The sequence below is a fragment of the Trichocoleus sp. Lan genome (assembly GCF_039961855.1).
In the GTDB taxonomy this organism is placed as follows: domain Bacteria; phylum Cyanobacteriota; class Cyanobacteriia; order Cyanobacteriales; family FACHB-T130; genus FACHB-T130.
On the sequence record NZ_JAMPKA010000003.1, the window covers coordinates 279,726 to 299,425 of the forward strand.

General features: G+C 46.4%; 17 protein-coding genes and 1 pseudogene. 8 read left to right on the plus strand and 10 right to left on the minus strand.

The annotated features are described in order from the left end of the window. Positions 1–22: 22 nt before the first annotated feature. From NDA03_RS04240 to NDA03_RS04265, 6 genes are all read right to left on the minus strand, one after another. Positions 23–733, minus strand: coding sequence for a class I SAM-dependent methyltransferase (locus tag NDA03_RS04240; protein ID WP_348237399.1), 711 nt, complete (start codon positions 731–733; stop codon positions 23–25). A 334-nt stretch (positions 734–1,067) separates the two neighbouring features. Further along, positions 1,068–1,538: a phosphate-starvation-inducible PsiE family protein gene (locus NDA03_RS04245; RefSeq protein WP_190687774.1), complete on the minus strand. Its 471-nt coding sequence runs from the start codon at positions 1,536–1,538 to the stop codon at positions 1,068–1,070. Between the two features lie 125 nt (positions 1,539–1,663). Beyond that, positions 1,664–2,524 (minus strand): nitrate ABC transporter ATP-binding protein, encoded by an 861-nt coding sequence (locus tag NDA03_RS04250; protein WP_190535252.1) that lies wholly within the window; start codon positions 2,522–2,524, stop codon positions 1,664–1,666. Between the two features lie 159 nt (positions 2,525–2,683). Beyond that, on the minus strand, positions 2,684–4,687 hold the full coding sequence (locus NDA03_RS04255) for a nitrate ABC transporter ATP-binding protein (protein WP_348237379.1): 2,004 nt from the start codon (positions 4,685–4,687) through the stop codon (positions 2,684–2,686). Positions 4,688–4,787: 100 nt separating this feature from the next. Continuing rightward, positions 4,788–5,624, minus strand: a complete 837-nt coding sequence (ntrB, locus tag NDA03_RS04260; RefSeq protein WP_190410101.1) for a nitrate ABC transporter permease — start codon at positions 5,622–5,624, stop codon at positions 4,788–4,790. A 103-nt stretch (positions 5,625–5,727) separates the two neighbouring features. Beyond that, complete coding sequence (locus NDA03_RS04265; protein ID WP_190410102.1) at positions 5,728–7,086, minus strand: CmpA/NrtA family ABC transporter substrate-binding protein; 1,359 nt, start codon at positions 7,084–7,086, stop codon at positions 5,728–5,730. 922 nt (positions 7,087–8,008) lie between these two features. Here NDA03_RS04265 and NDA03_RS04270 point away from each other — a divergent pair. The 4 genes from NDA03_RS04270 (at position 8,009) to NDA03_RS04285 (ending at position 11,336) form a co-directional block, all read left to right on the plus strand. Continuing rightward, the gene (locus NDA03_RS04270; protein WP_348237380.1) at positions 8,009–8,533 is read left to right on the plus strand and encodes a dihydrofolate reductase family protein; all 525 of its coding nucleotides are present in this window, start codon (positions 8,009–8,011) and stop codon (positions 8,531–8,533) included. Positions 8,534–8,957: 424 nt separating this feature from the next. Beyond that, the gene (argJ, locus tag NDA03_RS04275; protein ID WP_348237400.1) at positions 8,958–10,292 is read left to right on the plus strand and encodes a bifunctional ornithine acetyltransferase/N-acetylglutamate synthase; all 1,335 of its coding nucleotides are present in this window, start codon (positions 8,958–8,960) and stop codon (positions 10,290–10,292) included. 65 nt (positions 10,293–10,357) lie between these two features. After that, positions 10,358–10,891 (plus strand): hypothetical protein, encoded by a 534-nt coding sequence (locus NDA03_RS04280; RefSeq protein ID WP_190675346.1) that lies wholly within the window; start codon positions 10,358–10,360, stop codon positions 10,889–10,891. Between the two features lie 85 nt (positions 10,892–10,976). Then, complete coding sequence (locus NDA03_RS04285; RefSeq protein ID WP_190410106.1) at positions 10,977–11,336, plus strand: hypothetical protein; 360 nt, start codon at positions 10,977–10,979, stop codon at positions 11,334–11,336. Between the two features lie 207 nt (positions 11,337–11,543). Here the strand turns inward: NDA03_RS04285 and map are convergent, their stop codons facing one another. Continuing rightward, positions 11,544–12,305 (minus strand): type I methionyl aminopeptidase, encoded by a 762-nt coding sequence (gene map, locus NDA03_RS04290; RefSeq protein WP_190438996.1) that lies wholly within the window; start codon positions 12,303–12,305, stop codon positions 11,544–11,546. Between the two features lie 150 nt (positions 12,306–12,455). Further along, positions 12,456–12,885 (minus strand): annotated as a pseudogene (locus NDA03_RS04295) (methyltransferase domain-containing protein). Positions 12,886–12,996: 111 nt separating this feature from the next. On the opposite strand from NDA03_RS04295, the gene hemH reads away from it, so the two are divergent. Next, the gene (hemH, locus tag NDA03_RS04300; protein ID WP_190430498.1) at positions 12,997–14,160 is read left to right on the plus strand and encodes a ferrochelatase; all 1,164 of its coding nucleotides are present in this window, start codon (positions 12,997–12,999) and stop codon (positions 14,158–14,160) included. An 83-nt stretch (positions 14,161–14,243) separates the two neighbouring features. Here hemH and NDA03_RS04305 read toward each other — a convergent pair whose 3' ends face one another. Beyond that, positions 14,244–14,822, minus strand: coding sequence for a DUF4126 domain-containing protein (locus NDA03_RS04305; protein ID WP_348237381.1), 579 nt, complete (start codon positions 14,820–14,822; stop codon positions 14,244–14,246). Positions 14,823–15,484: 662 nt separating this feature from the next. Here NDA03_RS04305 and NDA03_RS04310 point away from each other — a divergent pair. After that, on the plus strand, positions 15,485–16,783 hold the full coding sequence (locus tag NDA03_RS04310; RefSeq protein ID WP_190535225.1) for a Glu/Leu/Phe/Val dehydrogenase: 1,299 nt from the start codon (positions 15,485–15,487) through the stop codon (positions 16,781–16,783). An 85-nt stretch (positions 16,784–16,868) separates the two neighbouring features. Here the strand turns inward: NDA03_RS04310 and NDA03_RS04315 are convergent, their stop codons facing one another. Further along, a complete protein-coding gene (locus tag NDA03_RS04315) occupies positions 16,869–17,624 on the minus strand; it encodes a hypothetical protein (protein WP_190985726.1) in 756 nt (251 codons plus the stop codon). Between the two features lie 207 nt (positions 17,625–17,831). On the opposite strand from NDA03_RS04315, the gene NDA03_RS04320 reads away from it, so the two are divergent. Continuing rightward, positions 17,832–18,839, plus strand: a complete 1,008-nt coding sequence (locus NDA03_RS04320) for an ATP-binding cassette domain-containing protein (protein ID WP_190985725.1) — start codon at positions 17,832–17,834, stop codon at positions 18,837–18,839. After that, positions 18,836–19,627, plus strand: coding sequence for an ABC-2 family transporter protein (locus NDA03_RS04325; protein ID WP_190985724.1), 792 nt, complete (start codon positions 18,836–18,838; stop codon positions 19,625–19,627). The genes NDA03_RS04320 and NDA03_RS04325 overlap by 4 nt, the downstream gene beginning before the upstream one ends. The last annotated feature ends 73 nt before the right edge of the window (positions 19,628–19,700 follow it).

Here is a 19,700-nt window from a genome sequence, read left to right on the forward strand (position 1 = left end):
ATAGCAGCAGCCCAAAATTATCTTATCCCTCCAGCTTTTGAAATACCATCAAATGCTGCTGAGGTAAAAAGCTTTTTGTTTCCAACCATTGCAAACCCACTGCTGCCATTTCTTTACGCACTTGCTTTTGAGTCATTTTGTGCAGCGCTTTGATCAGAATAAACGGATTTTCACCGCGATACTCAACTAAAACTACACGTCCACCTGGTTTAAGCGCCTTCACAAGTGCTTCCATCACTTCTCTGGGATACTCAAATTCGTGATAAGCATCCACCATTAACGCCAAATCGACACTTGCTGTCAGCAGATTTGGGTCTTTAATTGTGGCTAAAATTGGCTCAACATTCGTAATATTTCCCTCTTTTTTCATAAAATTCATCATGTCGAGCATCTCCGGCTGAACATCCACCGCCAGCACCTTCCCTTGTGACACGAGGGGAGCAATGCGAAAGCTCATGTATCCCGTCCCGGCTCCGATATCTGCCACAATATCAGTAGGTTTCAAGTTAAGGGCATTCACCACTTTAGAAGGTCGCTCTTCAGCTTCTCGACTCGGTCGTTCCAGCCAAAATGCTCCCTCATGTCCCATCACTTTAGCAATTTCTCGACCCATGTAAAACTTGCCAATGCCTTCTGAGCTGTGGTTGCTCCGTTCCTGATAAACCGCGTTATCAGAAGCTATTGTATTTGTTAGTCCCGTGTCAGCAGGATTGAGCAAAAAACCGCCTATCATTACCAAAATAATCACTGCTACACGTAATTTTTTCAAAATTTCCATCCTTGGTTTACCTAAATATGTCTCTGCTTTGTGCCCCAAAGCTCAACTTAGCACTCAGACAGTCAAGAGCATATCATCCGATTCCTTAAAATCTTCGGAATTACCGAAGAAACGGCTATATGAAGAATCGGATGTATTAGGAAGTAGCTGGTGATGCGATCGCGGCATCGACTAATGGGCTAATCCCACTCGGAGATTCTCAAAGCACCGCTGGACGCCCATTTAAGTTGAAATTTCATCATTAAGTGCGCTTCGATCTGCCGGTGTGGGTGTCAGTCCTCAACCTGCCTTATTCGTTATGCTGTTTGGCATTCATGTGACGAATAATCCAATAACTAATTGAAAGAGATAATAGGGCAATTCCCAACCCAATTATGTCAACCCCTGATGTTTTTTCCAAGTCTAAAATAATAATTTTTCTAGCAACAGCGATTATAGAAGTAACAATAACTAATTCAACTTGAATAACGTGTTTTTTTAGATATGCAGTGATATTTTCTAGTATTTCAAGAGCAATCAAAACATTCAAAAACAACCCAAATATTTTGAATAATGTTTTAGTAAAAGGCTCATCTGGTTGACCAATCAGCGTTTGTGCCAAAGACAAGCCTAGATTCCAAATTGCTAACAGGATAACTAATATCATAGCAACCGAAAGAACCTTGGAAACTATGCCTTCTATATTTTCCAGCCCGTGCAGAAAGTTTTCGTCTTTGGAAGCGGCTCTGAGTTGTTTTGTTAGCTTTCTGCCTATCCGCATTTTCCCAGCCTCTTTACTATAGAAACACCATTGAGATTGTTTAAAAAGCGTTAGTATTTTTTATAATTAACGCGCTAAAAGGCAAAAGGAAAAAAGGTGCGTTATTTTTCCTTTTGCCTGTTGCTTTATTCGTCGTCGTGAGCGAAGCGATTGTAGAGAAAATCTAGAGCGTGATTCCGGAGTTTGTAGTATTGCGGATCTTCCATAATGCGGGCGCGATCGCGCGGACGCGGAAAAGGTATTTCCATTACCTCACCAATTTTAGCGTGAGGCCCATTCGTCATCATCACCAATCGATCTGCTAGAAATAGAGCCTCATCAATATCGTGAGTGATCATCAACACCGTCGCCCGGTTGTCGTTCCAAATTTTTAGCAGTTCTTCCTGTAATTCTTCCTTAGTAATTGCATCTAACGCCCCAAAAGGCTCATCCAAAATCAATACTTGGGGACGAATCGCCAAAGCACGAGCAATACTCACCCGCTGTTTCATACCGCCGGATAATTGCGGCGGCTTTTTGTCAGCAGCTTCTGTGAGTCCTACCATTGCTAGATGATCTCGCACTATTGCCCTTTTTTCAGCTTCCGGTTTATTAGGATAAACTGCGTTAACAGCCAGGTAAATGTTTTCAAACGCAGTCCGCCAAGGCAACAAAGCGTAATTCTGGAATACTACCATGCGGTCTGGCCCCGGTTGGGTGATGCGCTTAGAGCCAACCCGCACCTCGCCGCTGCTGGGCGTATTGAAACCCGACACCATGTTGAGCAGTGTCGATTTACCACAGCCAGAGTGACCGATGAGGCAGATAAACTCGCCTTGCTGTACGGTAAGGTTAACGTCTTCCAGCACCGTGTAAGGACCTTTTGGTGTTGGATAAACTTTGGATACGTTCTCAATCACCAAAAACGGTGAACTGGGGGATTTTTGAGTGTTGAGTTTTGAGTTTTGAGTTAAAGAATTTGAGGTTTGAAAGTTAAAAGCTTGCATGGCTGTAGAAGGAGTAAATAAACTGTGGGAGCAAAACTAGGGGATTTCTAATCGCGGCTACACAGGCAAAACTCTACAAAAGTGGGTTTCAAATTCAATCCACGCAGGCGGACAAGAGTTTGTATAGCCGCGAATGACCTTCGCTGGGGTTTCTATTAATTAAGCTGCCGTCTTTGTCCTGGAATCGATGACAACTTCCGCAACTGAAAAGTCCTGCTTAATTGCCAGACTGTTGAGGTAGGAAATTGGGTCATCGGCGTTAAAGGGAGTGCCGTCAAAAAGTTGAATTGCGCCGCGAGTGTAACTAATGTCAAGACCCAGTTCTCGCGCTGCTGTACTGAACGCACCAACTCGACAGACTCGTTCCAGGATTTCTACCCAATTTCTGGGGAAAGGAGTATCGCCCCAACGAGCTAGCTGTGTCATAATCCAAAGTTGCTCAGTGCGACTGGGACGGTTGACTCCACCTTCACCGTAAAACTGGTGATGGGCATACTCGCGCATGGGATGCTCTAAGCTACAGGCAGAGTAGTTTGGTTCTCCCATCTGGATGTAAGCCAAATCGGTGCTTACATACTCCCGTCGCGCCAAAATCTCCCGAATTTCTTGGGCATTACCCGTATCTGCACAGTATTTGCAAGCCTCTAAGAGAGCTTTAACTAAGGCAATGTGGGTGTTCGGATAAGCTGCTGCCCAGTCTTCCCGCACTCCTAGAACTTTGCCTGGGTGTCCCAGCCAAATTTCTAAGTCTGTCGCAATAGTAAAGCCAATTTCTTCCTCGGCGGCGCGGAGGTTCCAAGGTTCCCCGACGCAGTAACCGTCAATCGTTCCGGCTTGCAAATCCACTACCATTTGGGCGGGAGGAATGGTTTTTAGGGATACGTCGCGGTCGGGGTCAATGCCACCAGCTGCCAGCCAGTAACGCAGCAACAGGTTGTGCATGGAACTGGGATGCACCATTCCCATCCGGTGCTGACGATCGGGGGTGCGACGCAGGTAATCTTTAAAATCAGATAAGGTGTAGACGCCTTCCTCGTAGAAGTGCTTGGCAAGGGTGATGGCGTTGCCGTTGCGGGTCATGGTCAGGGAGGTGACGACCGGAACGGAGCGGTTTTCATGACCTCCCAGAGTTAACCAGAGAGGCATTCCGGAGGGCATCTGGGCGGCATCTAAATATCCGCCAGTCATGCCGTCGGTGATTCCCCGCCAGCTGGTTTCACGCATCAGGTTGACTTCATCAAGTCCATGCTTGGTAAAGAAACCTTTTTCTTTAGCGACAGCTAGAGGCGCACAAGCGGTTAGCGGTAAGAAGCCAATATCGAGATTAACTTTTTCTAGACCATGACGAGCGATCGCTGTCGTCTTCCTCGCCCGAATTTTCTTAATCCGTTTCTGCTGATTGAGGAAGTAAATCATCTCACTTCGCAAGCTGTAGTAGCTGGGATGTTCTACTACTTCCATCCGCTTCCGGGGTCGGGGAATATCAACTTCCAGAATTTGACCGATTTTGGATTCTGGCCCATTGGTCAGCATTACAATTCGGTCAGATAACAGCACCGCTTCATCGACATCGTGAGTCACCATGACGGCGGTAACTTGGTTTTCTTCGCAAATTTTCATCAGCTGTTCTTGCAAGTTACCCCGCGTCAGTGCATCTAATGCACCAAACGGTTCATCTAGTAGCAGTAACTTGGGCCGAATAGCAAGGGCGCGTGCGATCGCTACCCTTTGTTTCATTCCACCGGATAATTGAGCGGGTGGTTTATCGGCAGCATGACGCAACCCTACCATATCGATATGCTGCTCAACGATTGCTTTGCGTTCCCCGGCTGGCAAATCTTTCATCACCGAGTTTACAGCTAACGCAATATTTTCTCGTACTGTGCGCCAAGGCAATAGCGAATAATTTTGGAATACTACCATCCGGTCAGGGCCAGGTTTAGTAATGCGTTGCCCTTCCAGCGTCACTACACCTTCAGTTGGCAAATCTAAGCCTGCCACCATGTTTAACAAAGTGGATTTACCACAACCGGAGTGACCAATTAGAGAGACAAATTCTCCCTTCTTTATCTGGAGGTCTATTCCTTTGAGGGCGACATAGGTGCCACCGCCGGTTAGCGAAAAAACTTTATCAATTTGGTCAACGGCAACAAAAACGCTCATGGTAGTTGGTGATTGGTAATTGGTAATTGGTGATGACTAACGGGTGATTGGTAGTAGGTAATAGGTAGTAAGTAGGCGCTTTTTACCCATTACCCAGTCCCTACTTCTGTCCTTCGGGTAAAATCCGCGTTTCGATCCAACCCATCGCTTTATCTAGCAGCAGACCAACAACACCGATGTAGATTAAAGCCAAGATAACTTCGCTAACTGCGTTATTCTGATAAGCTTCCCAGATAAAGAAGCCAATCCCGACAATCCCGGACATCACAATTTCTGCTGCGATAATTGCCAACCAAGCCAAACCGATTGCAATTCTCAAACCTGTGAAAATGTAGGGTAAAGCAGCAGGAATGAGAATATTGAAGAAGTATTCTTTCCGTGAAAGCTGCAAAACTTTGGCGACGTTGTTGTAATCTTGGGGGATTTGCTTCACTCCGACCGCTGTATTAATCAAGATAGGCCAAATAGCGGTGATAAAAATTACGAAAAGGGCGGCTGGTTCGTTTTGGCGCAATGCTGCCAAAGAAATTGGCACCCAAGCTAGAGGCGGTACGGTTCGCAATAACTGGAAGATGGGATCTAAAGCTTTGGACATCATTTTATTCGTACCAATCAAGATGCCCAAGGCAATACCAATAATCGCTGCTAAGGAGTAACTAATAGCGACTCGTTGTAAACTAGCGAGAATCTGCCAAAACAAACCTTTGTCCGTACCGCCTCGGTCATAAAAAGGCCAGAAAATTAGTATCCAAGTATCTTTGACAACCTGTATTGGCCCTGGTAGCGTTGCACCTGGAGTCCAAGAAAACAGCTGCCACGCGCCGAGGAAGATAGCGATCGCAATAATTGGCGGTATCAGGTCAGGAAATTGTTTGTTCAGACGGGATAACCAGGTGTTCTGGGAAGCAGTTGCAGGGCGTCTTTGTAGCGTTGTCATGGACAGGGTTCTCCTAAACTTTACTAATTGACTAAGGGGTTGTTGGTCTATTGGTTGCTGTCTGTTGTCCGTTATTTGTTATCAACTAACTGCCGACAACCGACTAAGCTTTCACCTTTTTGATTTTCAGTTGTTGCAGGTAAGCTGTGGGATTCTCTGGGTCAAACTTGACACCATCAAAAAATTCTTCAACGCCACGAGACGTACTTGTAGGAATGTCGGCAGCAGAAATTCCGGCTTCTTTGGCAGCTTCTCGCCAAATGTCTTCCCGATTGACTTTATCAATAAGGGCTTTAGCATTTGCCAATGCAGATTCAGGCAAAAATCCCCAGCGGACGCTTTCTGTGATAAACCAAAGATCGTGGCTCTTATAAGGATAAGAAACACTTCCTTTTTCATCTTTCCAGTAAAGAGATGCCATTGATTTATCATCAATGACACGACCATCGCCCATGTCATATTTCCCCTGAAATGGTTCGGCTAAAATTTCGGATGGAAGATTAAAATAATTTCGTTCGCCAAGGATTTCAGCGGCTTCTTTCCGGTTGTCAAAATTATCTAACCACTGCTGCGCTTCCATCAGACCTTTCAAAAGTGCTTTGGTAGCTTTGGGATTCTTGTCAACCCACTCTGCTTTCATAGCAAAGTATTCTTCTGGGTGGCACTTCCAAATTTCCGCTGTCAATGCTGAAATGAAGCCAATCTTATCTTTAACAATTCGATAAGGCCAGGGGTCGCCTGTACTGAAAGCATCCATCGTTCCCGTCTTCATATTGGCAACAGTTTGAGCAGAGGGTACGGGAATTAATTTAACTTCCGTATCTGGATCGATGCCGTTTCCTGCTAACCAGTAGCGAATCCAGAAATCCTGATTAACTTGTGAAAAAGTATAAGCAGCGGTAAAAGGAGTTTTTGCGGATTTTAGTCCGTCAAAAAATGCCGTCGCTTTGTCCATTTTTAACTCAAGACCTTTTCCGAGATGCTTGCTAGCAATCGCGATTCCATTTCCATGAGTAATCAACTGAGCCAGCACGTACATGGGAATTTTCTGATTACCTTTGGTGATTAAGCCTTCAGTAATGAGATGCGGCATTGGCATCTGATATTGACCACCATCAACGCCGCCACCCGCTGAACCTATTTCGGTGTTATCCCGCATAGAACCCCAGGAAGCTTGCTTGGAAAGCTCAACTCCAGTCATGCCATACTTGGCAAAGAAGCCTTTTTCTTGAGCAATAATAAAAGGAGCTGCTTCTACAATTGGGATATATCCTAGTTTTACTTTATTAGTTTCCGGTGCTTGTTCTGGGCTAATGTTAGCGGCAGGCGTTGTCTGTGCTTGCGTTCTGTTGCTGAATTCCGGGGGATTTCCTAAACAGCCTTTGAGCAATAAAGACCCCATTGCGGATGCTCCAGCAGTTAGGATAAATTTGCGGCGTGAAAGTTTAGAAAATTCGCTCATAAAGTCTCCTTCCTACAATCTGGTTTAGTATTTTGAACGGAAGAGCTATCTTAATTAAAAGAACGCTTTTTGAACGCAAAAGCCATGCCAATTAGAGGCATACCAAACCGATTTCCTAGAAGGGTCAAAGGTTTAATGCACTAAAATTGACGGTTGTTTGCTACAACCAAGTCGCGAACCTAGTGATAGATTTACGACAATTAGCTTTTGAAAAATTTGCTGAGGTTGGTCGCGCTAGCTTCTTTGCGTCAGGTAACGCTGCTTTTCCTCTGCGTTAAAGGTAAATATATCACCTTGATTAGTGAGCGCCTAGCTAAAAAGCGTTACTTATCAGTGGAATCTTCAATGGTATTTATAAATTTTTTCTTTAGATTAGACGCCATAATCAGCTAAACCAATAGGCTGATTAACGGGTGATTATCTAAACTCCTGAATTTGACCTAAAACCTAATTCAAGGCAGCGCGATCGCTCAAATTGCATACATCAGGCAGACTTGTTAATGAAAAATCCAATGGTAATCATAGAAATTTCCTTGGATGTCATCGCTCGACCGAATAAACAGCCTAATTAAGTTTTACTTATTTAACCGATTTAATGTGGTTTATCAATTTTCCTCAACTTGAGGCGAGCGCTGATGCTGAATGTATTGATCCCTCTAGCCTGTCAGGAGAGCTAAATTCATCTTCTATTTCCGCCTAACACACCAAGCAGACTGGTGATCTTGGTAGATTACGATGTGAAGCGAGCAGCCAGGTTGTGGTTGGGTTTCGCTCCCACACAAGCCTAACGAACGGCTTTTCAAAGGTTTCAAGAGTTTTGGAGAGTCTTGCAGCTCGAAACCTCATCCCCAACTCTCTCTTTGCTTGCAGGGAAGAGCCGGGGTGGGGTAAAACTGGACTGCATCCAAACCAGAATTGCTGTATGCGAAAACTAAAATATTACGTAGCTTGCACCATTGATGGGTTTATTGCCCACGAAGACCACACGATTGATGGTTTTCCTCCGGAAGGCGAACACATAACCGATTATCTCGAATCGCTCAAGCAGTTTGATGTCGTTTTAATGGGACGCAGGACATACGAGTTTGGGCTAAAGCTCGGCGTGACCAATCCTTACCCAGCGATGAAGCAGTACGTTTTCTCGCGGACGATGAAGGAAAGCCCCGATGAGAATGTTGAACTAGTTTCAGACAATATTACTGAATTGGTCAGGAAATTGAAAAATGAAACCGGCAAAGACATCTACCTTTGCGGCGGCGCGGATTTAGCAACAATGCTTCTTGGCGAAAACTTGATTGACGAGATCATCCTGAAGTTGAGTCCGGTACTATTCGGTTCGGGCATTCCACTTTTTTCTGGAGTCATCAAGCAGACCGCTTTAGAACTCACGGACAGCAAAATCTATGCAACTGGTGTCTTATTGCTTCATTATCGGGTGAAGAATTGAAGTATTAAGGCTTACAGATTAGAGGATATTAAGGTCAAGCGATTGCTTCTGAAGTTCCGCTTGCTTGAGATAAGATGCTCCTCGCCTGATGGACGATTAGTTCTTACAAGCCTAAAAGACTCACCACCATTTTTAGCAATCCGATCCGCGAAAACCTGTGCCAGTCGCCAACTTCCGAAACCAGACAGCGCTGTTGGGGACGCGATCGCTTCTCCCCAATTGCTCGCGTAGAAGGGGGCGTGAACTGTAGAAAGCATCCACAAAGCAAATTGACTTTTTGGGCGCTAGGCTAACGCCTCGCTTTGCTATTTTCATGCCCAAAGGGCTGTACGCGATCGCGTCCAATTTAATTTATGACTCAGTAACACTCACCGCAGCCCTGAGAATTGCTAAAATTTGCATCATTTATCTTTCAGGGGGAGTGATGACAAACTGGCAAATCATTAGTGGTGGAGTAACGGCTCCTAGAGGGTATCGGGCGGCTGGAATCGCCGCCGGACTAAAGCCTTCAGGCTTACCGGATTTAGCGCTAATTTATTCAGAGGTAGAAGCGATCGCAGCAGGCGTTTTCACCACTAGTCAAGTACGCGCCGCTTGTGTCGATTATTGCCGTCAGCACCTCTCTACCAAACACAGCGCCCACGCAATTCTCTGCAATGCTGGGCAAGCCAACGCCGCTACGGGTTCCCAAGGTTGGATCGACGCGATTGAAAGCGCTCAGATGTTGGCTCAAATACTGAATATCTCCTCTGACTCTATCTTGTTGGCATCTACGGGCGTCATTGGGCAACGAATTAAGATGGATGCCCTGCGGGATGGAATTCCTAAATTGGTCGCCGCCGCTTCTGAAACCGGCGGCGATGCAGCCGCCCAAGCGATCGTCACCACCGACTTAGTGACCAAATCGATTGCCCTAGAGACCACTTTTGGCGATCGCCCGGTGCGAATCGGCGGTATGGCGAAGGGATCTGGGATGATTCATCCCAACATGGCGACGATGCTAGCTTTTGTCACTTGCGATGCGGCGGTTGCTCCTTCTCTCTGGCAAAAAATGGTGAGTCGAGCCGCTGACCAAAGTTTCAACCAAATTACCGTAGATGGCGATACCAGTACCAACGATACGCTGATCGCCTTAGCAAATGGGGAATCTCGCACCCCAGCGATTACCGAGATGGGATCAGACGCCGAGAAATTAGAGGCGATGCTGACTGAAGTTTGCCAATATTTAGCGAAAGCGATCGCCCGTGATGGCGAAGGGGCTACCTGCTTAATTGAAGTGCAAGTTACCGGCGCATCTGATGAAAAAGCTGCCCGTCAGGTTGCCAAAACGGTTGTCGGTTCATCCTTAGTTAAGTCAGCCGTGTTTGGGCACGATCCAAACTGGGGAAGAATTGCAGCAGCGGCGGGTCGTTCCGGAGTGCTGTTCGATCAAGAACATCTCCGCATTCAGCTAGGGGACTTCTTATTGATGGAAAATGGTCAACCGTTGCCCTTCGATCGGGCGGCGGCGAGTGCTTATTTAAAACAAGCGGCGGCGGCGTCGGCAAAAGAGTTACTCAGCACTGATTCCAGCAATGACTTAATGCAAGTAGAGTCCGGTCAACCTGTTGCATTTGGTCGCCCCGCCTCACCTACCAACTTCAAAGATCAGACTGTTGCGATCGCGCTGAACATCGGGAATGGTTCGGGTTCTGGTGTCGCCTGGGGCTGCGACTTGAGTTATGACTATGTGAAGATTAACGCTGAGTACACAACCTGACTTTTGAGGAATTTGACCGATCTGTTGTGGGTGCCATACTGCGGACTCTCGCAAAGGTTAATAGGATGAAAACTAAAACAACCAAAAATATCATCAAATTTCAATCCTATAAGTTTGCCTTTGAGCGCATGGAAGAGGCAATTCAAAAAGAGTTTTTCCTGGAATCAATTATGATTGCGGAAAGCATCATTTCAGATCGGCTTCTCAGTTACTTAGTTGTTAGACTGAAAGAATCCGGTGAAACTCATCAGTTTACAAATAAAGAAACTTTCCTAGGAAGATTGATTCAGGAATGGAAAAGGCGGGATGAGAAAGTTCCGTATAAAACTAGGGAAGATTTGATTGATGCTGTGAGGCTCTGGAGCTACGACCGGAATGAATGCGCTCATGGTCTTGTGAAATCTCGACCTGGCGACCCGACTACATCGGTAGAAGAGTTTACCAAAAAAGCTTCTAACTGTGCAGTCAATGGGAAACAGCTAGCCCGTGATATCTGTAGCTGGACGCAAAGCAAAAAATCAAAAATTAGAAAGACGAAAGTCCAAGCGCCTGAATCAATCGATACACCCACACAGCCTGCTTGTTCTGATTTAATTTAAGACGATCGCTTTCACCAAGCGATCGCTGAGTGCCCCATGAAATTACCAACACACGCATTGTCCTCCCTAGGAGGATCGATAATGTATGTTCAGAAAAATGGAGTTGCTTTGCCTTGCTATCATGTTGGGAATCGCCTTGCTGCCCAAACAAACACTGGCGCAAGAGTCATCTTACTTAGAATCGCGGATTTCTAGATTGGAATCCGAAACTTATCAATTGCGATCGCAAATCAATCAGCTACAGTCGCAGTTACAAGGACAGAACCAGTCCCCCTCTGGAAGAACCGGCTCAACGAAACCAGCGCCTCCTATCGCCCCTAGAGGCAATCGACCAGCCTCAGCAGACCCCATGTTTGACCGCCTAGCCACTCTGGTAATCGAACTCAAGCAGCGTATCAACAAACTAGAAGCACAAGTTGCTGAATTACAAAAACAACGCCGTTGAAACTCCCCACGGCTATAAGCCGGGGGATGCTTTCACCTCAGGGATTTCCATGAATTTATCCTCCCAAAGGTACTGCGGCGAAGAACTGGGTAGAAGCCAAACAATTTTAGATTTTTTAACTAAAACCTGGTGCATCTACGCTCCTGATAAATTCCCAGCAATTTCTCGATCCCGACAAAGCAACCTTTGATCGGGGAACCGCTAATCTTAAGCTTGGGTAAGGATTTCGACGCCTTCCTCAGTAACAGCCACCGTATGCTCAAACTGGGCGGAGAGCTTGCGATCGAGTGTGACAGCCGTCCACCCATCGTCGAGAAGCTCGACTTCCCAAGTTCCCTCATTAATCATCGGTTCAATCGTAAAAACCATGCCCGGTCTTAGACGCTTCCCGGTTCCACGTCTACCATAATGGAGGATCTCAGGTGCCGTATGGAAAATCCGGTGAACACCGTGTCCCGCGAAGTTCCGCACCACCGAAAAACCTTCTCCTTCCGCGTAGGCTTGAATCGCAGCCCCAATATCGCCAATCCGCGCCCCCGGCTTGACTTCAGCAATTCCTCTGTTTAGGCACTCCAGCGTCACCTCAACCAACTTTTTCGCGATGGGTGAGGGCTTCCCGACAAAAAACGTCTTAGAGGTATCGCCGTGGTAGCCATCCACCAGCGGCGTCACATCAATGTTAATGATGTCTCCTTCTTTGAGAACCTGTTTAGCGCTGGGGATGCCGTGACAGACCACCTCATTGATACTGGTGCAAAGAGACTTGGGAAATCCCTTGTAGCCCAGCGGGGCGCTTTTCGCTTTGTGAGCCAAAGTCCAGCGTTCGGCTTCATCGTTGATTTCTAGGGTACTGACTCCTGGCTTGACCATCGGTTCTAGATGGTTGAGGAGTTCAGCCGCCAAGCGTCCAGCCTGACGCATTTTATCTAACTCCCGGTTTGACAACAGCTCAATTGTTTCGCTTTTCATCTGTAATATATTTCCTTGATTTTCTGGTGGCGATTAGCCGCTTGTGAGGCAAGAGAAGGCGTCTCATTTGCAGCTAATTCGTGTATCTGGGAATGCAGAGTAGAGGCGCTGCTTCCCCCTGGCTCTGTTTCTGGTGCGTTCTGGAGTGGTTTATTTCTGGGCGTGAATCACCTGCAAACTTCCACCTGCATGGAGAGTCGGTTCTTCCACCAGATTAAACCCAATCTCCTGCAACAACCCAGGCAAATCCGTCTTTAACAACTGCCAAGCGGTTTCTGTTTCAAATAGCCACAAAAATAGGGAGATTGGAGGCCAAAATAGCGGATTTGTGGGACGATGAAAATCGACTAGGGCAAAGATACCTCCCGGTTTTAGTACCCGGTAGACTTCTTGGAGAATTTGCCGCAATCGATCGGGTTCCATTTCATGCATAGCAGCACGTTTCTGAATCGATCGTTAACCCTTGCAAAGGTAGTTGACGAAATCTTGCTTCCCCGCCTACACTCACAGCAGCTAAACGAGCGATCGCATCATACAGCCATTGGTGTTGATAACTCCAAGTTCTTAAAATAGTAGCCACTACTCCACCCCTAGTTAAAATCTGTATCTCTTATTGCAGACCCGAACCTTTAAAAGAATATTATTGTTAAAATCAGTAACGAAAATGAAAGATTTGGAAACTGTAACCGCTATGGGTCGTGTAGGAGTTTTGCTACTAAATCTGGGTGGGCCGGATGATTTAGAGGATGTTGGGCCTTTTCTGTTTAATCTGTTTTCCGACCCAGAGATTATTCGCATACCCTTTTCTGGGCTACAGAAACCCTTAGCGTGGCTGATTTCCACCTTAAGAACCAAAAAATCCCAAGAAAACTATCGGGAAATCGGGGGCGGCTCCCCACTGCGGCGGATTACAGAAGCCCAAGCAGAAGCGCTTCAGGCAAAATTGCAGCAACAAGGACAAGAAGCGAATATTTACATCGGGATGCGTTACTGGTATCCCTTTACAGAAGAAGCGATCGCTCGCATCAAACGCGACGCCATAGAACACCTGGTAATTCTCCCCCTCTATCCCCAGTTTTCCATTAGCACTAGCGGTTCCAGCTTCCGCCTTTTAGAAAGACTGTGGCAGGAAGACCCAGCACTGAGCCGAATCGAATACACCGTCATTCCCTCCTGGTATCACCAACCCAGCTACCTGCAAGCAATGGCTGAGTTGATTACCCAAGAACTGGACCAATTTCCCAATCCCGACCAAGTTCATCTCTTTTTTAGCGCCCACGGTGTTCCTGTCAGCTACGTTGAAGAAGCCGGAGATCCCTATCAAAGAGAAATTGAGGACTGCACCGCTCTAATTATGCAGACCCTCAATCGACCCAATTCCCACACCTTGGCTTATCAAAGTCGAGTCGGGCCAGTCGAGTGGCTTAAACCCTATACCGAAGACGCCCTAAAAGAACTGGGAGCCAAGGGAGTCGAACACTTGTTAGTTGTACCGATTAGCTTCGTCTCCGAGCATATTGAAACCTTACAAGAAATTGACATCGAGTACCGCGAACTGGCAGAAGAATCTGGCATCCACGACTTCCGCCGCGTGCCAGCATTAGATACTCATCCCCGCTTTATTGAAGCAATGGCGACTTTGGTGATTGATGCTCTCGACGCCCCCAGCTTGAAGCTATCCCAAGTCACACAGCTCAAAAAGAAAGTCAAAATGTATCCCCAAGAGCGCTGGGAGTGGGGCATGACCACAGCAGCAGAAGTCTGGAACGGACGGCTGGCAATGCTTGGCTTTCTTGCCTTAGTAATCGAGTTAATTAGCGGTCGCGGCCCTCTACACTTTGTCGGACTAATGTAAAAACTAAAAATAAAACAAAAAAGTAAAAAAGCCAAACTAAAAACAAACAATCCTTTCTTTTGCCTTTTTACTTTTGCTTTCCTTTAGTCGGGTTGCTGATAGTGTCCCCTAGAGCGTTTTTGTCCTCGATACCAGCGATACCATTCCTTAGAGCTGCGAATAGCCAGCCACAACAAGAGTAAGGCAATGAGGCCTCCATGCTTGGGCGCATCGAAGGCGAAGATCACCAAGACAACGCACAGAACATCTTGCAAAAAGACGACCCATAGCGGTAGACGCCGCAACCGGTAGAACCAGCCGACCTGAACTAGCTGGAGGACGAACGCTAATAAGCTGCCCACCACAGCAACTATCCAGAGAAGCCCAGTGGAAGCGCCAGCGATTTGGGCAACGGCAACGCCCATAATCGCTCCGACAATTGGGCTGAAAAGTAGCTGGATCAGTTGCAGTACGCGCTGACCCAACAGCTTTTTTGAGGCGAACAGCTCAAATAACGACCAGCTGGTCAGCACTCCTAAAACGACAGGAGGAGGAAAGCGCGATAGTAGGGGCACGCTTGACCAGAGATTGGTACTATGCAATAGACCAATTACCAGCAAGGGAAGAGCTACTCTCATCCCTGCCGCCGCAGATGCAGAGAGTGCGGCTAAGATTTCAATCATAAGAATTCAGCCGACACAAGAACTGATTGCTTGACATCAGGGCAGATGAGAATTATTTCCTCTGTTTACAGTTTCACACTGCTTTAGAGAGCTTGCCACTAATTTCCAAGATATTTCATAAACAGCGATCGCGCTGATGGGTCATCCCCCCTCATCCGCTGTCCCAAACTCCACTTAAACCGGAATTGTGTCGCTTATTCTTAAAATGTTACATATAATACAGTTTTTTTTATGTTTTAATGTTGGTAGGGAAAGTTAAGCGTCTTCCAAGAAAGAAAATTAATTGCAATACGTGCGACGCGCACACTTATTAAGTCGGTAAAAATAAACAAAAAATCCTCACTTTGCTGAGAAACTCGACGATGAGCAATTCGCAAAGTTACCGATTGAAAAATAGGTTTAGAGGGGGTTCGGTTTTTGCCTACTTAATTAAGAACCACTAGCCAAAGCAATCGTTTTCTATTGCGAGAATCTACTGAAGCAGGTGGTGTAATTAAACATTACTTGTAGGGTTTGTAATGGGTAATTGGTTATGCTGCATACCAGTTAACTTTTTTACTTCCAATCCTCAAGAGTTATCTGAATTTGCACCGTTCTGTTTTTCTTAAATTGAAATTTGTATTTGCATACCAGCTTGATCGTGCAACAGGAGGAATCGTGGGATGTCAGACTCATTATTTGCTGATGCTAGCCAAAGATTAGAACAAGCCCTAAAATTTGTTTCTATTTCCGACGATGCAGCCGAACACTTAAAATATCCAAAAGCCAGTTTAGCCGTTTCAATTCCTGTCCGGATGGATAACGGCACTTTGAGGATTTTTCAGGGCTATCGTGTCCGTTACGATGATACCAGAGGCCCAACTAAAGGAGGGGTACGCTATCACCCCAATGTTTCAATGGATGAAGTGCAATCCTTAGCCTTTTGGATGACTTTTAAGTGTGCGGTGTTAAATTTACCGTTTGGCGGAGCGAAAGGGGGAATTACGCTGAATCCCAAAGAACTCTCGAAGATGGAGTTAGAAAGGCTGAGTCGAGGATATGTCGATGCGATCGCAGACTTTATTGGCCCTGACGTGGATATTCCAGCACCCGACGTATACACCAATCCCATGATTATGGGTTGGATGATGGATCAATACAGTATCATCCGCCGTCAAATTACCCCAGCCGTTGTCACCGGCAAACCGTTAACAATGGGGGGTAGTTTAGGCAGAGATACTGCTACCGCTATGGGTGCTTTCTTTGTGATTGAAAGCATCATGAGCAAAGTCGATCGCCTCCCTCAAGAGACAACAGTAGCCGTTCAAGGATTTGGGAATGCTGGTGCAGAGATAGCAGAATTACTCTACAAAGCCGGATATAAAGTTGTTGCGGTTAGCGATTCCCAAGGTGGTGTCTATTCCAAAAAAGGTTTAGATATTCCCAGTATTCGGCAATATAAAGTCTCCAGCAAAGGTATTAAAGCCCTCTACTGCCAAGACACCGTTTGCCACATGGATGAACATGAAGTCATCAGCAACGAGGAACTTTTAGCTTTAGATGTGGATGTCTTGATTCCCGCCGCCTTAGAAAATCAAATTAATGAGGCGAATGTCAAAGATATCAAAGCAAGATATATTTTTGAAGTCGCCAACGGTCCAGTTAGTTCGGCGGCTGACAGAATTTTGGAAGAACGAGGAATTTACGTCTTTCCCGATATTTTAGTTAATGCGGGCGGTGTTACAGTCAGCTACTTTGAATGGGTACAAAATCGCAGCGGACTTTATTGGACGCTCAAAGAAGTCAATCAACGCTTAATGGAAAAAATGGTCGAAGAAACTGAGAAAATTTGGTCGATATCTCAGGAACTAGCGATTTCGATGCGAACAGCAGCTTACGTCCATGCTTTAAATCGGTTGGGAGAAGCCATTAATGCCAAGGGTACGCGAGACTATTATCTCAACGGTCGAGTTTATGCATAGTCTGTAAGTTAACGAGAAGCGATCGCGCTATCTACTAGGGCAGGGGATACCTCTGCCCTATTTCGTTGATACGCTCCTTCAGAGTCTAGAGAGTCATAGCTTTGCGGATCACTTTGAGCGCATCATCAATTTGATTCACTTCATCAATGATAAAAGAAGAATATCTTGCCCGGTCTTTTTTTAAGTTCAGTCTACTAACCAAGTTGCCATCATGCTCTTCTGGTAGACCTTTAACTGTAATCCGAAGCGTTTTTGCTCTAGGTTGAATTTTGATAGTCCAGAAGTTTCTCGGACTTTCAACAAATCTACCAGAGGTGGAGTGATAGTACAAATTTCCTTCAGAATAAATCTCTGAACGAACTCTGGTGATAAGCATCTGACCAGTTTCGATGGTATTCGCAGGGAGGCACCTTAGCTCCTGAAGAAATTTTCTATCCCCATCTTGAAAAGCTCGGTTTCTAGAATTGTTCATGTTGACAGATGCTTCCGGCTTTTTCTGGTCTTGAGTATCTGGACGGTGAATCTTTGCTTGAGGCAGGTTAGACTGAGTAAGGAGTTCGTGTGAGTTTTTCTCCAATCTGTCTAACGCATCTTGTGCAACGATAATTCTAGTGAGACGCTCGTTTCTACCCGTCTTAAATGTCACTTGGCTTCTCTCTAAGCTAATAATGCTGCCATCTTCACTATGTTCAACAACCTCTCTAGCAATCAGAAGATTAGAAGAGCCGCCGTTACTTTGCGGTTCTCCAAAATACTCATACAGCACTAATGGATCAAGTTCGGTGACATAAGTTGATTTATCAACCCGAAAAGCAGGCTCAATAAGAAGTCGAATTGACATGATGCTTGCTCCATTTTTTATTGATGAGTATTATTGAGTTTACTCTTTATGTCTCAGTTATACTCAAAAATACTCAAGAATGTCAACTAATCATGCTTACAGAACAAATAAGGTAGAAGAAGTGCCGAAAGTCTTGCCAGAGTTGGATAGCAACAACTAGTCGCCTTTGAGATCATCAAGTTAGATCCATAAACTACAAGAATTGCAATGCCCATCGTCTCGGCTGAGAAACTGAGCAAAGTCTACCCAGTGGCGGTCAAAGGACCCGGACTTAAGGGGACATTACAGCACTTTCTGCGCCGCACCTACCGCGAGGTGAAGGCGGTTCAAGATGTCTCCTTCGAGATTGAACCGGGGGAAGTCGTGGGGTTTTTAGGTGCCAATGGCGCAGGAAAAACGACGACGCTGAAGATGCTCACGGGGTTAATCCATCCCTCCGCAGGGAATGTAAGAGTGGCGGGACAGGTTCCTTTCCAGCGTCAGGCGTCCTTTTTGAAACAAATTACGCTGGTGATGGGGCAAAAGCAACAGTTGCTCTGGGACTTGCCAGCGATGGACTCGCTGAGGATAAACGCCGCTGTTTATAACATCCCCGACAAAGATTTTCGGCGGATGGTGGGGGAACTGACGGAGATGCTTTCACTGCAAGGCAAGCTGAATCAGCCGGTGCGGAAGCTTTCTTTGGGGGAACGGATGAAGGCTGAGTTGCTAGCAGCACTCCTCCACCAGCCCAAGGTGTTGTTTTTGGATGAGCCGACGCTGGGACTGGATATCAATGCTCAGGTTGGGGTGCGGGAGTTTTTGCGGGAGTACAATCAGCTCTATGGAGCGACGATTCTCTTAACCAGCCACTACATGGCAGACATTACTGCTTTGTGTCAGCGGGTGCTACTGATTCATCAAGGTCAGCTAATTTATGATGGCAGTTTGGATGGACTCCTAGACCGCTTTGCCCCGTACCGCGAGGTGAAAGTAGAGTTGGCGCATCCGCTACCGAAAGATGATGTAGAAAGGGGAAGTTTGGCATCTTTAAAATCTTATGGCGAAATCAAAGCGGTAGAAGGTCAAGTGGTGCGTTTGCTGGTGCGGCGGGAGGCGCTAACACGCACAGTCGCTAAAATTTTGGCGGAAATGGATGTATTGGATTTGGCGGTGACTGACCCGCCGATTGAAGAAGTAATCGGTCAGGTGTTTCGGGCGGGAGTCGTTGTATGAGTTCAGCAATTAGAACAGCCAAAACTTTGCTGATAGCTTATTACGCTCATATGGTGGAGTATCGGGCAGAGTTATTTTTGTGGGCGTTATCAGGTTCTGTGCCCTTCATCTTGATGGGGATTTGGATGGAGGCAGCCGCGCAAGGTGGACAGTTTGGTCTGTCGCCAGTAGATTTTGCCCGCTATTTCATTGCAGCTTTCCTAGTGAGGCAGTTTACGGTTGTTTGGGTAATTTGGGAATTTGAGAAGCAGGTGGTACAAGGGACGTTGTCTTCTCGGCTGCTGCAACCCTTAGACCCGGTATGGCATCATGTCGCTTCTCATCTTTCCGAACGCCTTGCCCGTTTACCGTTCATTGCGGGGTTGATAATCTTGTTTTTCACTCTCTACCCGAAGGCTCTTTGGTTGCCGAGTGTGGGGACAATTTTATTATTTTTCGGGGTGTTAGCGATCGCCTTCACGCTCCGCTTTCTCATCCAATACACGTTTGCTCTGTTTGCTTTTTGGACGGAACGCGCTAGCGCCATCGAGCAATTCTGGTTTTTGCTGTATCTGTTTCTTTCTGGCGTTGTGGCACCCCTAGAAGTTTTTCCGCCAGCGGTGCGTGAGGTGGTGCTGTGGACGCCATTTCCCTATCTGGTGCATTTCCCGGCGGCCTTGTTGGTAGGGTTGCCAGTGGATTTAGGGCGGGGTTTGTTGGCAATGTTCGGTTGGTGTTTGCTGTTTTTTGTCTGGAATCGTTGGATGTGGCGGCGGGGATTGAAACAATATTCGGGGATGGGGGCGTAGGAAGAAAGAGGGGAAGAGTGCGATCGCTTTCGCCGTGTTGCTATCCGCAAATCGCGTTACTTTCAAATTGGCA

Bases quoted from the DNA above. Each gene is read 5' to 3' on its own strand.
- NDA03_RS04315 (WP_190985726.1), bottom strand. From the start codon at position 17,624: ATGTCAATTCGACTTCTTATTGAGCCTGCTTTTCGGGTTGATAAATCA.
- NDA03_RS04320 (WP_190985725.1), top strand. From the start codon at position 17,832: ATGCCCATCGTCTCGGCTGAGAAACTGAGCAAAGTCTACCCAGTGGCG.
- argJ (WP_348237400.1), top strand. From the start codon at position 8,958: ATGACAAACTGGCAAATCATTAGTGGTGGAGTAACGGCTCCTAGAGGG.
- NDA03_RS04270 (WP_348237380.1), top strand. From the start codon at position 8,009: ATGCGAAAACTAAAATATTACGTAGCTTGCACCATTGATGGGTTTATT.
- NDA03_RS04250 (WP_190535252.1), bottom strand. From the start codon at position 2,524: ATGCAAGCTTTTAACTTTCAAACCTCAAATTCTTTAACTCAAAACTCA.
- NDA03_RS04265 (WP_190410102.1), bottom strand. From the start codon at position 7,086: ATGAGCGAATTTTCTAAACTTTCACGCCGCAAATTTATCCTAACTGCT.
- NDA03_RS04285 (WP_190410106.1), top strand. From the start codon at position 10,977: ATGTTCAGAAAAATGGAGTTGCTTTGCCTTGCTATCATGTTGGGAATC.
- NDA03_RS04325 (WP_190985724.1), top strand. From the start codon at position 18,836: ATGAGTTCAGCAATTAGAACAGCCAAAACTTTGCTGATAGCTTATTAC.
- hemH (WP_190430498.1), top strand. From the start codon at position 12,997: ATGGGTCGTGTAGGAGTTTTGCTACTAAATCTGGGTGGGCCGGATGAT.
- NDA03_RS04245 (WP_190687774.1), bottom strand. From the start codon at position 1,538: ATGCGGATAGGCAGAAAGCTAACAAAACAACTCAGAGCCGCTTCCAAA.
- map (WP_190438996.1), bottom strand. From the start codon at position 12,305: ATGAAAAGCGAAACAATTGAGCTGTTGTCAAACCGGGAGTTAGATAAA.
- ntrB (WP_190410101.1), bottom strand. From the start codon at position 5,624: ATGACAACGCTACAAAGACGCCCTGCAACTGCTTCCCAGAACACCTGG.
- NDA03_RS04280 (WP_190675346.1), top strand. From the start codon at position 10,358: ATGAAAACTAAAACAACCAAAAATATCATCAAATTTCAATCCTATAAG.
- NDA03_RS04310 (WP_190535225.1), top strand. From the start codon at position 15,485: ATGTCAGACTCATTATTTGCTGATGCTAGCCAAAGATTAGAACAAGCC.
- NDA03_RS04255 (WP_348237379.1), bottom strand. From the start codon at position 4,687: ATGAGCGTTTTTGTTGCCGTTGACCAAATTGATAAAGTTTTTTCGCTA.
- NDA03_RS04305 (WP_348237381.1), bottom strand. From the start codon at position 14,822: ATGATTGAAATCTTAGCCGCACTCTCTGCATCTGCGGCGGCAGGGATG.
- NDA03_RS04240 (WP_348237399.1), bottom strand. From the start codon at position 733: ATGATAGGCGGTTTTTTGCTCAATCCTGCTGACACGGGACTAACAAAT.